Genomic DNA, 11,524 nt, shown 5'->3' with positions numbered 1-11,524 from the left:
GAGTACGGCGACTTCAGCTTTGCCAGACGCGACTTCCGAAACTAACTTGGAATTTTCATATTTCACATACTGGTTACGCGGGGATTTAAAACCGACCAATTCGTGCAGGTAGTTAAACATATCGTTATAGCGTCCAATTGCACGCAACATGGTTTCCGCAGGTGTGCCGGGCATAAAGGCAATATGGTTGGCTTTTTTGATTAATTCACCGTCCCAGTTTTGCGCAGCATCGGAATCTTGCTCTTTAGTAATAAACACATAACCCGAGCGGTAATAAGGTTCAGTGGTGGCGACGCGAGGATCGCCGGTATCCAGACCCATCACCAAGTCGCACTCTTTCTTGTCCAGCATATCGCGGATGAAATAACGGGGATCTTTCCAACTGACGTATTCGATCCTCCGCCCAAATTCTTTCCCGACGAATTCAGCCAGTTTGTTCTCAAAGCCTTCACCTTTACTGTTGGAGTACGGCATTTCATTTTCCGCCGCACAAACTTTTAATGGCAAGCCTTGCTTGGCTTCAACTGCCGGTTGTTGTACACAGGCACTTAAGGCCAAGGCACTCAGCAGAGCTAACATTATTTTTGATGGCATGATTTCCTCTTAAACTTACGAATTAGCCAAGCTGTGTTTTGGAGTGACAAACCTAGGTTTGTCAGTCCACCCATCAATCAAGCTATAGGTTATTCCACTACCTTCTTTTACTTATTAATTACAGTGCAAACACCATCACGCCGCCGCCCATTTGGGTGTGGTGTGCGAGTTCCTTGAATGCACCCACAGCACCCAAACCAGCCGTTGGGTCTTTCAGATCGAATACCAATCCGACACCAGGCCAGCCGCCAACGCCGTAGTAGATAGCGACATATTGCTTACCATCATGTTTGTAAGTAATGGGGTGTCCAATTACGCCGGAAGGCAATTTGAATTTCCACAGCTCTTCACCGGTTTCGGAATGACGCGCTTTAATCCAGCCATCCAATGTACCGTAGAACACCAAGTCGCCCGCAGTCGCCATTGTGCCGCCCCAAACCGCGAATTTTTCCTGGACTTCCCATTTGAATTCGCCAGTTACAGAGTTCATCGCTTTGACTTGCCCTAATGTGCCTTTAGGCCCTGGGTACATATTCAAGGTTGCGCCTACGAAGAACTGTCCTGCACGATAAGGCAACATGAAAGGTTCCCAATCCATGCAGATGTGATTGATGCCCATGAAGAACAACTTCCTGGTAGGGTCGTAAGACTCGATACCTTGATTGTGGTAACCCATAGCCGATGGGCAAATGCCTTTGGCTTCATGGTCCATGTGGGTTGAGTATTCAGGGTCGCGTACAGGCAAACCGGTTTTTAGGTCAACGTGTTTCACCCAGTTCACGGTGTTATCTATCTTGAACGCATTAACCAACGTGCCGTTTTCCCGGTTTAGGGTGTAAACCAAGCCGTTGCGGTCTGGGTGCGTCAGCAGTTTGGTCTTTTTGCCGTCCACCATTTGCTCGGATAAGCCCATGTAGTTGACACCCGCATAATCCCATTCATCGTGAGGCGTTTTTTGATAGCCGAATTTGGCTTCGCCGGTATCGACATCACGTCCCCATATCGTCATCGTCCATTTGTTATCGCCTGGACGCATGGTTTCATTCCACGGCGCAGGATTACCTGAACCGTAATAAAGCATGTTGAGTTCAGGGTCGAACGCATACCAGCCCCAGTTGGTGCCGCCGCCGATTTTCCAAGCATCGCCTTCCCAAGTTTTCTGGCCTAAACCAAACTGACCATAATGTGGATTGGCGCTGTTAAAGTCTTTGGCTAATTTAATATCTTCGTCAGGCCCAGTCGCATAAACCCGCCAGGCTTGCTTGCCATCTTTGATGTTATAGGCAGTGGCATAACCCCTGACACCTAGCTCAGCACCGGAACTGCCGACAATCACTTTATCTTTGGCGACGAAAGGCGCAATAGTCAAGGTTGAACCCATCGCGATGTCGGAGTTCTCCATTTTCCAGAGTAAATCCCCGGTCTTGGCATTTAAGGCCACAATATGGCCGTCTAGTTGGTTGAGGAAAATGGTGGCGGGATAACCATCACCTTGCGGGGCATAGGCCAAACCACGGTTAACGACATCGCAACACGCCACGGCGCGGGCGGCAGGATTTTGTTTGGGCTTATATTGCCAGAGGATTTTGTCAGGCTCTTTCAAGTCCAGCGCAAAAATATTATTTGGATAGGGCGTATGCACATACATGATGCCATCAACCACCAAAGGCCCGCCTTCATGCCCGTTCAGCACACCAGTAGAAAACGACCACGCCACTTTCAGATTTTTGACATTGGTGACGTTGATGTCGTACATGTCACTGAAATGGGTCGCGCTGTAATCTTTGGTTTGCATGACCCAGTTAGTATTTTGTTTGGACAGTTGATCCAATTCTTTGTTGGCATACGCAGACTGTGTTGCCGTTAGCAGCAATATCGCCAACGTCGCCGTACCCCCAATATTCCGCGCAAATTTTTTAATTCGCATAACTCCTCCAGTGTTTTTTTTATTCGCCCATTTTGTAAGGTAGGCGTAGCCTCTAAGTGCCGTCATAGCCTAGTTAATAGGCAGCTTTCTTGACCAATACGCATAACGAATTATTCACGACAATCAGGACTACGCACTGGGGATATGTTACTGAGGTCTATTGACCGATCGTTACGGAAAAACCCCTTAAGTTATCGGGGATATTATGAAAATAATGGCAAGAATATTTCCCTTCCCAAAATAACTTTAATTTCAGGAAAAAATCCCATGACTAAAGACTCTGTATAAAGGCATTATGTTTGTCTTGAAATTTTAAGGTTCTTCAAATGACGGCAAAAATCGATGTGCTATTAGTGGACGACCATGCTGTCGTCAGGGCTGGTTACAAGACTTTTTTGTCATTATCCGATAAAGTAGGGATGGTCTATGAGGCGGAACGGGGCGAAAGCGCTTGTCAACTCTATAACCAATACCAGCCGGATATCGTGATTATGGATCTCTCCATGCCAGGAATGGGCGGCTTTGAAAGCATGCGCCGCCTAGTGAGCCGGGACGCTCATTGCAAAATCCTGGTTTCAAGCATCCATGATGAACTGGTTTATGTCACCCGCGCGATTAAAGCAGGGGCTAAAGGCTATATCACTAAAAATAACTCACCTGAAACTTTGATGGCTGCCGTTTATCAGGTTGCGGCGGGCAATACATTTATTGAACCCTCTTTGGCGCAGCAACTCGCTATCAACGTGGCCTCGGAACGGGGAGCTTCCAATCAATTTGAAGGCCTTTCACCCAGGGAGTTCGATGTTTTCTGTTTGTTGGCTAAAGGGTTGACGACGCGGGATGCAGCGGAAAAACTCTGTTTAAGCTATAAGACAGTCTGCAACCATACGACGGCAATTAAAGAAAAACTGGGGATAAAAACCTTGGCTGAATTGGCCTTGGTTGCCACCCGTCAAGGTATTATAGAAACTTTTGATCGAAGCTAAATGTCTATGCTCGAAAAATAGCAATAACGACATAGAGCGCAAGACGATTAAGATACTGATTTTATGCGGAGTGACAAACCTTACCCTCTGGGGCATAAAAGGTTTGTCACTCCAAAATAGTCGCAAAGTCCACCAAAATACAGTTTTAACCTAGAGCTATTATTTCCACGTTCTATTCAAAGCAATGGTTACTATTTTTCGAGTATCTTTTTCAAGCCTTCAAGACCATTTTTAAAATGTGCGTTCATCGCTTTGACGGCGGCTTCATCGTTTAGGTTTTCTGACGGGGTGTTGCCGGTATCGCCCCGGTAAAAACGGCTTTTAAAAGTGACTTCGCTGGTTTCTGGGCTTGCACCGTTTATCACACTCACGGAAACGGAGTAAGAACTGGCTGGCAGGGCTTTTACATTCTCCTTTTTTAAACGATAACTATACTCATGGTCTTTGTCGCTGTAAAAATCCAGTTCATCGACAATTTCCTCGCCGTTTTCGAAAGTTAGAGTGCGTGTGCCACCAGAATCATGTTTGCCGTCACCCTTGCTGTCTTTAACATCGCCATGCCATTTTGAGATACCGCCAAAATCTTTGACAACATCCCAGACCTTATCCACGGGCGCATTGATAGAAATGCTTTCCTTGGCTTTTTGGGGAGTCGGGCCATGTGCCAGTATAAATGCTGGAAAAGTCAGTAAGAGAATGCCGATAAACGATGGTTTTGTCATAGGTGTACGATAAGTCAGTTAGATTAAACGGCTATTATCGGCAAACAATGGCAATCCTTATCATGGAACTTTCCCGATTATAGTTAGGATTATTTCATTTCCTCGAACTTGCCCGTCCTATATTTCGTTGTGGCTAAGGGTTTAATCAATAATGGCGCTATCGAGATTAATAGTTATCCCGATAAGCGTTAACCAATCTTTACAAAAAAGATTAACGTCTCTCTTCGGTTTCTTCGCCGGCTTCCCATTCTTCAATAGCAGTTTCTATGATCTTGCCTGTTGCGGCATCGACTTCGACTTTCGTTTCGATGCCTTTATTGCTCATGATGTCGAATTCATAGCTTGAGCCGCCATTTTCTTCAATTTCGTATTCCACTTCTTCGATTTTGCCCGGATAGGCTTTTAGGGCGGTGGCTGCTGCATCCTGTTCGGTCACTTTCATATTTTTCTTGAATGCTTCACTCTTAGCGTCCGTGACTTCGGATTCCTTCTCAATAATTTTGCCGGTATCCGCTTCGCATAAAAACTCCCATTCGCCGCGATTGACATCCGCAACCTCAATTTCGTAAACCGCTTTACCGGCCATATTCAGTTTTTCAAGTTTTAAAATATACCCTGATTTCGATTGCTTAGCCGAATTGATGCAGGTATCCAATCCTTGGTCGAGTGCCCAACTAGCCATTGAAAAAAAGCTTAAAACAAGGAAGGTGGCAAGGTAAAAAGTTGAAGATTTCATAATCAGACTCCAGAAATAAAACAGCAAATAAATTATATGTAACTATACAAGGAAATTGGTTTGTACGTAAGACGAGTCAAAACGTTATTCTTGATAGTACTTGTACGCAAAGCAAATTATTTTGCACACGGCAACTCACCAGAAAGCAAGGCCAAGGAAATTACTGAGACTACCAGCACTATTCAAATTATTGATCAAAGACAACGGTAAGTGTCGTTCATCAACGGGCATTAAGCCAACAAAGGTTTATTTCAGCGCTTTTAACGCTTCGGTTATTGCACGGATGTCAGGCATTATCCAGGTGGGTTGGTAGTCGATGGCTTTCAGGTCGGCTTCTGTTGATACACCGGTCAAAACCATCAGGCTACGTATGCCGGTACGCACCGCGCCGAGAATATCGGTTTCCAGTTTATCGCCGATAGCAATAGTTTCGCCAAGATCAGCACCGAGGCGTGCAATGGCTTGCTGGTACATGATGGGTTCAGGTTTGCCGATAATAGTCGGGCTAACGCCGCTTGCCGTTTGCAAGGCCGCCAGGATTGCACCATTGCCATGGATCAGGCCGAGTTCAGTAGGCAAGGTGTTGTCGCCATTGGTGCCGATGAATTTCGCCCCGGCGCGGATATTTAGCGTTGCGGTCGCCAGCTTGTCCCAACTGATTGAATGATCCTTGCCGCACACAACCACGTCCGCGCCTTTGCTGTTTTCGCCATTTAGCTCGTACAGTCCTGTCAGTGTAAAGCCTTGTTCCTGCAAGGCTTGCACCGCACCGTCTTCACCAACGACAAAAACACGGGTTTGGGCAGGATCCATAATTTTTGCCAGATACATCGCCGTTGCCATGGCCGATGTCATGATTTCGTTGATATCAACCGTAACGCCCATGTCCGCCAGTTTTTTCACATATTGTTGCGGCGTATGGCTGGCATTGTTGGTCGCCAATATAAAGCGTAGATTCTTGTCGCGCAGGGTTTGAAAAAAATCGGTCAGTCCGCCGATGGCTTGATTACCGTGCCACAGCACGCCATCCATGTCGATGATGAGGGCGCGTATATTGGTGAAAGGGGTCATATTCATGTTCCACAAAATGCGGCTATTGTCGGGTTTAATGGCCTTGAGTTCAAGGATAAAAACCAATGCGTTGGCTGACTGAATAATCAGCGCAACAAGAAATGGTTAAGTAATTATTAACCAGTCGGGCAATTATGAAAACTTATTGATTCGGCCTTATGAAGTTTTAATTTCCCTTCGGCTTCGCTCAGGAAGCGCCTCGGTAACGTTCCCTGAGCGAAGCCGAAGGTTAGCGGTACTATTTCAAACATTAAAAGTCCGAATCTATAATACGGATCACTTAAACGAATATTACGTTGTCTTATTTTTGTCATTAAACGGTAATCAACTCGTCACATAGCTGTCATTATCAGTCGCTAATCTTTGCTCAGCACACAAATACTTGATTTTGGCAGGCTATTTCAATCCTATCAAAGGCAAGTTTAATGTGTGCGCTATCTGATGTCATTTTGAGCTTTTGCAAATTGCAGGGGCTTTTTATGGGATCGGTCAAATACAACTTAAATAACACCTGGAGTTAAAAATGAAAGTATCAAAGTTTTCGCTTGGTTTGCTGTTGGCGGCATTTTTGTTCAGCAGTTTCAATGCGGTTGCGGCTGTCCCTGCTGCGATCAGTGCATTGGACAAGGTTTTGGCACCTGCCACAACTGAATTGAAAACCAAGCTGGATGGCGCTACCAGTGATGCCGGTTACAAGACGCTGTTGGCAGCCGCGAATGCAATTGCTGCTAAAATAACTGGTGGTCGTTTGGTGATCACTTTACAAGATGGTACCGTAGTGCTTGACACCAAAGGCACCAAAAACACTTATGCCAACTTTTCGAAAAAATTGGTCGCAGAAAACCACAATACCCGTATCGCTATCCTGAATGCCCAATTGCAGGCAAGCGGTATTGGTTATGAAACCAAATACAGCACAACCGATAAAACCACGGAAAATTATTTGGCTCGTCGCTTAGGTAATTTTCTGAACAGTTCAGGCACTGCCAGACTTTCTGTCAAGCAATAAGCGGTAGAACAAAAACATTGTCAGCGTGAAATATTTTGCCAGTCCGCAAAATGTAACCATGCTGGCGATGCCTTCCAAAGATTCCATTCAATTAAAATGGTATCGGTCACTTCTGGCTGTAATACCTGCCCATATCTAAAGACTTTCACGCATTATTGATCCGGCCTTATGAGGTTTAATTCCCCCTTCAGCTTCGCTCAGGGTGCGCCCCGGCAATGTTCCCTGAGCGAAGCCGAAGGGTACTGTGGCTAGTATAAACTTTAAAGGCTGTATCTATAATTAAACAGTAACAATTAATGTTGATTTTGTTCAACAAAAGTTTTCCTACCGGCCAATCAGTTGTGCATTACAGGATGGATCGCATTACCACGTGATGCATTGCCTAGTGCGGTTTGGGCGTAACGCTTGCCAAAATGTTTCTAAGCTCGGCTTTGTAACACAACTGTCATAAAACTGTCATAAAGCTGTCATTTTTCCTCATTACTCTTGCCGTAGTTTATTTAACTTAACCGTGAGCATCTATGACTTTATCAAAACTGACCCTGGCAATGGCAACTGCTTTAAGTGCAGGGGCATCTTACAATTCTTATGCGATGGATCTTTACGTTGATACCAAGACCAAGCAGATTTTTGCAGAGCCAGGTCTAGGCCGCGAATTAATGGGTTCATTCGAACAAGTAACTCCCAAAAATGGTTATTCCAAACACGATGGCACACATCATGGTAGTGATAATGAATTAACTAGCGAAAATGCCGAAATACAAACTATCAAGCAAGATTTAGAATTAAAGGAAAATGAAATTAAAGCCTTGAAAGAGAGTGTGGTGTCGACCAGGGAAGAACGGGCTAAAAACGACGAAAAATGGTTCAATAAAATCAATGTGCGCGGCTATACCCAATTAAGATATAACCAACCTATTTCTGGCGACCGCGTACCCGGTGAAGATCCGGAATTACGGTCTGTTGGCGACGGCGGGATCAAAAATAACGGTAGCTTTACGTTCCGCCGGGTTAGGTTAGTATTTTCCGGCGACATCAATGATTATGTATCGTTATATCTTCAACCTGATTTTGCCTCAAGCGTGGCTTCTGATATTGATAATCAAAATTTTGCCCAACTTCGCGATGCTTATGCTGATTTAGCATTTGATAAGAAGCATGAATACCGCATCCGTGCCGGCCAATCGAAAGTACCTTTCGGTTGGGAAAATTTACAGTCATCACAAAACCGTTTGTCTTTGGATCGTAACGATGCACTCAACAGTGCAGTTCCCAGCGAGCGCGACCTCGGCTTGATGGCCTACTGGACACCGGAACATGTGCAAAAATTATGGAAGGATTTAAGTAAGAAAGGCTTAAAAACGTCGGGCGATTACGGTATTTTGGGCTTGGGTGTTTATAATGGTCAAGGTCTAAACCGTAACGAAACCAATGACGACTTATACGTCGTCGCGCATAGCACCTATCCAATTGAATTAGGTTTTCTGGGTTATCCATTCACGGGACAAGTCCTGGAAGTCGGTGCGGACTACATCAATGGTCAATTCGATGTCCCCACCGGAGACATGACTGTGTTTGACACTAAGGCCAAATTAAAAGGCGACGATATAGCCGACACCAAGCCATCGGGCGGAGTGCGCGAAGAGCGTTATGCCGTCCATGCCATTTTGTTCCCACAACCGTTTGGATTGCAGGCGGAATGGAACTGGGGGAAGGGTGCTGCCCTTAACCCTGAAGGTAATGATGGTAAAGGTTCAATTGAAAGAAGAGGCTTGAGTGGTGGTTATGTGCAAGCCATGTACAAAATTGACCATGTTTTCCGCGATGACGGCGTGTTAATCCCTTATGTAAAATGGCAAACCTATCGCGGTGCCTGGAAAGGTGCAAACAACAGTCCTTATACTAAAGTGGATGAAGTAGAAGCGGGCGTTGAATATCAAATCATGAAAGCGTTGGAAGTCACGCTGGCTTATTCTACGATGGATCGAACCAATGTCAGGAACCTTGGTCAGGCATCAGGCGATATGGTGCGGGCACAGGTGCAGTGGAATTACTAGGCTAGTTATTCTTTAACATCTTATCATTAATTACGAATGGCGCTTTCGGGCGCCATTTTTTTTGTTTGGCATCTTTAAACAACTCTGTGTTACCTGGAAATAGTTTGTCTGTTTGGCTTTGACATAAGCCGATTTTCTCAAAATCGCAATTCGCCCGTTACCGCAAGTTTTGTATGTCATCAGTCATATTTATGTCATACAACACGGCGTTATTCCCTATAATACTCGTGGTCGGAATGCCTTATCAAGCCAAGCGCATGACATTGTTTTAATATCAATTGATTAATGTTTGTTGCGTATTTGCAATAATATTCCCAAGGCATCTATTTCGCGGGTTAATAATTTCGGAAATTTCAATGCAGTTCTCAATAACAACAATTATGTTTATCGCGTTGTCGATGGGTTTAATCAATTCAGCAAATGCCTTGGAGCTTTATGAGGATCCTGTTACCAACCAGGTATATACCAAACCGGGGCCTAACCGGATTAAGCTTGGCAAGTTTGAAAAAGTAGAAGAAAATGCAGCCGCCACACCGCAAGCCGTTAGTAAAACCGAAACGCCGAAAACGACAGAGGAAAATACTTCGACGGCGAATGCGATCAATAAGGACACGCAAACTGCCGAAAATAAAGTAGAACAACCTGCCGAGAAAAAGGCAGAAACGTCAAAACCGAAAGAAAAATCGATGCTCCCCGCTGGAGTGAGTTACGGTAAAAACGGCTTTGAATTTAAAACCGACAATGGCAAGTTTTCCTTGGCCATTCAAAATCGGATGCAATTTCGTTATGCCATGCCGTTTGATGGCGATCCACGCTCTATTGAAGATTTAGAAAAACCGGATTCCAGCTCATTCATGATCCGTCGGGCGAGGACTAAAATTAGAGGGCATTTGTATTGGGCGTGGCTGAAATATTACTTTCAGTACGATTGGACGGAACCCGTTATGCGTGATTTAAATTTGACCGTTGATAAGTATGATTGGGCTAAAGTGTGGGTTGGTCGTGGCAAGGTTTTTTATAACGATGAGCGGGTATCTTCGTCAGGCAACCAACAGTTTGTCAACCGTTCTATTGTCAACAATATCTTCACGGTAGACCGGCAACAAGGCGTGCAAGTCTATGGCAACTTGTTCCCAGAGACCTGGCATGACATCAGTTATTACTTGGGGGTATTTACCGGCCTGGGTGTTGGCGAACGTAGTAACGATGATGACGATATGATGTGGTCTGGTCGCTTGCAATGGAATGCAATGGGTGGGGAAATGCCGTTTTCCCAATCCGATGTCGAATATCATGAAAAACCAGCGCTTAATATTGCCGTGGCTGCCGCCACTAACCGCAGTAAATGTACCGCATTCGAGACGGTTAAAGACAGTTGCCGCGCGTTGCCGGGTTTTGAAGTGGGTAAAAGCGGCCAATACCGGATCAACCAGATGATGGAAGAGATGCGGTTTAAATGGAAAGGATTTTCCGTATCGCATGAGCTGCATTGGAAAGATGTCGATGATACCGTTAACAAGCAGACCACTAACCTGATGGGTGGCTTGATCCAAGCAGGTTTTTTCCCACATTACATCATTCCAATTGTACCAAAAAACTTGGAATTTGCTGGGCGTTATGCATTTGTCGATCCTAACCGCGATGTTGATAATGATCTGCAACAAGAAGCCAGCGGGGTAATGACTTATTTCTTCAATGGTCATTCCAATAAGCTGAATTTTCAGGTCAGTCATTTGATGGTGGAAGATCCTGATACCGGTGCCAGTGAATCCGACCAGCGGTTTTGGGTGCAGTGGGATGTTAGTTTTTAAGAGAAGCCGTTAAATAAAAAAAGCGCATCGACCTGGGTTGTTGAGCTTTAGCGTAAAGGGCTTTCAATAATGACGGCAACTTGTCGGTGCAGAAATACCGATTGAATTAGTTTTTAGTTTTAATGATTAAAGAATGGTTTTTAACTTGGAACATAAGCCCAATAAGGCCTTAACGTAAAAAACTGGCGGTGTGTATTAGAAAAATGCACCGCCGGTTTAGGCTTTAACCTTATAATGCATAATAACTGGCTGATATTATTCGGGTAGTTTTACTGCTACTTTAGCTAAAAAGTAGTTTATAGAATTATATTTAGGTTGAATTCCCGCTGAGTGTGACTATCAAATCCTTGTTAAAGCCGAAATTTTCGGCTCCCATACTGGCCTTGGTCAGTGCCGTTTTTCTGGCGACAATCCACAACACCGTTTTTTTTAAAGCCGCTTTTGCTGCGGTCAACAAATCGGCTGCGGGTAATCTGCCTTTTCAGGCGGCGATATTCATTTGTTTGGTTCTGCTGTTTTTTTTGCTGCTGTCGGTAATCGCAAGTATCAAGTGGTTGTTTAAGCCATTGTTGATGATTTTGTTGGTGATAGCGGCGGTGGTCAGTTTTTTC

11 protein-coding genes are annotated in these 11,524 nt (G+C 44.8%); 5 read left to right on the top strand and 6 right to left on the bottom strand.

Annotation, left to right across the window (positions count from 1 at the left end; all coding sequences use genetic code 11):
• Both ABL924_RS16350 and ABL924_RS16345 read right to left on the bottom strand, forming a co-directional pair.
• Nucleotides 1–594: methanol oxidation system protein MoxJ (locus ABL924_RS16350; RefSeq protein WP_349028169.1), on the bottom strand; the 594-nt coding region annotated here is incomplete at its 3' end.
• A 118-nt stretch (nucleotides 595–712) separates the two neighbouring features.
• Nucleotides 713–2,521 carry a methanol/ethanol family PQQ-dependent dehydrogenase gene (locus tag ABL924_RS16345; RefSeq protein WP_349028168.1) on the bottom strand — a complete coding sequence of 603 codons (1,809 nt, stop codon included), beginning with the start codon at nucleotides 2,519–2,521 and terminating at the stop codon, nucleotides 713–715.
• Nucleotides 2,522–2,847: 326 nt separating this feature from the next.
• Here ABL924_RS16345 and ABL924_RS16340 point away from each other — a divergent pair, with 326 nt between their 5' ends.
• Complete coding sequence (locus tag ABL924_RS16340) at nucleotides 2,848–3,507, top strand: response regulator transcription factor (RefSeq protein WP_349028167.1); 660 nt, start codon at nucleotides 2,848–2,850, stop codon at nucleotides 3,505–3,507.
• Nucleotides 3,508–3,698: 191 nt separating this feature from the next.
• Here ABL924_RS16340 and ABL924_RS16335 read toward each other — a convergent pair whose 3' ends face one another.
• The 3 genes from ABL924_RS16335 to ABL924_RS16325 form a co-directional block, all read right to left on the bottom strand.
• Nucleotides 3,699–4,229 carry an SRPBCC family protein gene (locus ABL924_RS16335; protein WP_349028166.1) on the bottom strand — a complete coding sequence of 177 codons (531 nt, stop codon included), beginning with the start codon at nucleotides 4,227–4,229 and terminating at the stop codon, nucleotides 3,699–3,701.
• 211 nt (nucleotides 4,230–4,440) lie between these two features.
• The gene (locus tag ABL924_RS16330) at nucleotides 4,441–4,965 is read right to left on the bottom strand and encodes a PepSY domain-containing protein (RefSeq protein ID WP_349028165.1); all 525 of its coding nucleotides are present in this window, start codon (nucleotides 4,963–4,965) and stop codon (nucleotides 4,441–4,443) included.
• A 246-nt stretch (nucleotides 4,966–5,211) separates the two neighbouring features.
• Nucleotides 5,212–6,036, bottom strand: coding sequence for an HAD-IIA family hydrolase (locus ABL924_RS16325; RefSeq protein WP_349028164.1), 825 nt, complete (start codon nucleotides 6,034–6,036; stop codon nucleotides 5,212–5,214).
• Between the two features lie 523 nt (nucleotides 6,037–6,559).
• On the opposite strand from ABL924_RS16325, the gene ABL924_RS16320 reads away from it, so the two are divergent.
• Entirely contained in the window at nucleotides 6,560–7,045 is a 486-nt protein-coding gene (locus ABL924_RS16320; RefSeq protein ID WP_349028163.1) for a hypothetical protein, read from the top strand.
• A 20-nt stretch (nucleotides 7,046–7,065) separates the two neighbouring features.
• Here ABL924_RS16320 and ABL924_RS16315 read toward each other — a convergent pair whose 3' ends face one another.
• The gene (locus tag ABL924_RS16315) at nucleotides 7,066–7,194 is read right to left on the bottom strand and encodes a hypothetical protein (protein ID WP_349028162.1); all 129 of its coding nucleotides are present in this window, start codon (nucleotides 7,192–7,194) and stop codon (nucleotides 7,066–7,068) included.
• 372 nt (nucleotides 7,195–7,566) lie between these two features.
• Here ABL924_RS16315 and ABL924_RS16310 point away from each other — a divergent pair, with 372 nt between their 5' ends.
• The 3 genes from ABL924_RS16310 to ABL924_RS16300 all read left to right on the top strand — a co-directional run.
• Nucleotides 7,567–9,102 carry a porin gene (locus ABL924_RS16310; protein ID WP_349028161.1) on the top strand — a complete coding sequence of 512 codons (1,536 nt, stop codon included), beginning with the start codon at nucleotides 7,567–7,569 and terminating at the stop codon, nucleotides 9,100–9,102.
• Between the two features lie 356 nt (nucleotides 9,103–9,458).
• Nucleotides 9,459–10,913, top strand: a complete 1,455-nt coding sequence (locus ABL924_RS16305) for a porin (protein ID WP_349028160.1) — start codon at nucleotides 9,459–9,461, stop codon at nucleotides 10,911–10,913.
• A gap of 332 nt (nucleotides 10,914–11,245) precedes the next feature.
• On the top strand, nucleotides 11,246–11,524 hold a 279-nt coding region (locus tag ABL924_RS16300; RefSeq protein ID WP_349028159.1), incomplete at its 3' end, for a hypothetical protein.

Source organism: Methyloglobulus sp. (assembly GCF_040079455.1).
Lineage (GTDB): Bacteria > Pseudomonadota > Gammaproteobacteria > Methylococcales > Methylomonadaceae > Methyloglobulus.
The sequence above is the reverse complement of the archived record's forward strand: the minus strand, read 5'-3'. Positions and strand labels throughout refer to the sequence as shown.

Coding starts and splice junctions, on each gene's coding strand:
- ABL924_RS16345 (WP_349028168.1), bottom strand. CDS start 2,521: ATGCGAATTAAAAAATTTGCGCGGAATATTGGGGGTACGGCGACGTTG.
- ABL924_RS16340 (WP_349028167.1), top strand. CDS start 2,848: ATGACGGCAAAAATCGATGTGCTATTAGTGGACGACCATGCTGTCGTC.
- ABL924_RS16335 (WP_349028166.1), bottom strand. CDS start 4,229: ATGACAAAACCATCGTTTATCGGCATTCTCTTACTGACTTTTCCAGCA.
- ABL924_RS16330 (WP_349028165.1), bottom strand. CDS start 4,965: ATGAAATCTTCAACTTTTTACCTTGCCACCTTCCTTGTTTTAAGCTTT.
- ABL924_RS16325 (WP_349028164.1), bottom strand. CDS start 6,036: ATGACCCCTTTCACCAATATACGCGCCCTCATCATCGACATGGATGGC.
- ABL924_RS16320 (WP_349028163.1), top strand. CDS start 6,560: ATGAAAGTATCAAAGTTTTCGCTTGGTTTGCTGTTGGCGGCATTTTTG.
- ABL924_RS16310 (WP_349028161.1), top strand. CDS start 7,567: ATGACTTTATCAAAACTGACCCTGGCAATGGCAACTGCTTTAAGTGCA.
- ABL924_RS16305 (WP_349028160.1), top strand. CDS start 9,459: ATGCAGTTCTCAATAACAACAATTATGTTTATCGCGTTGTCGATGGGT.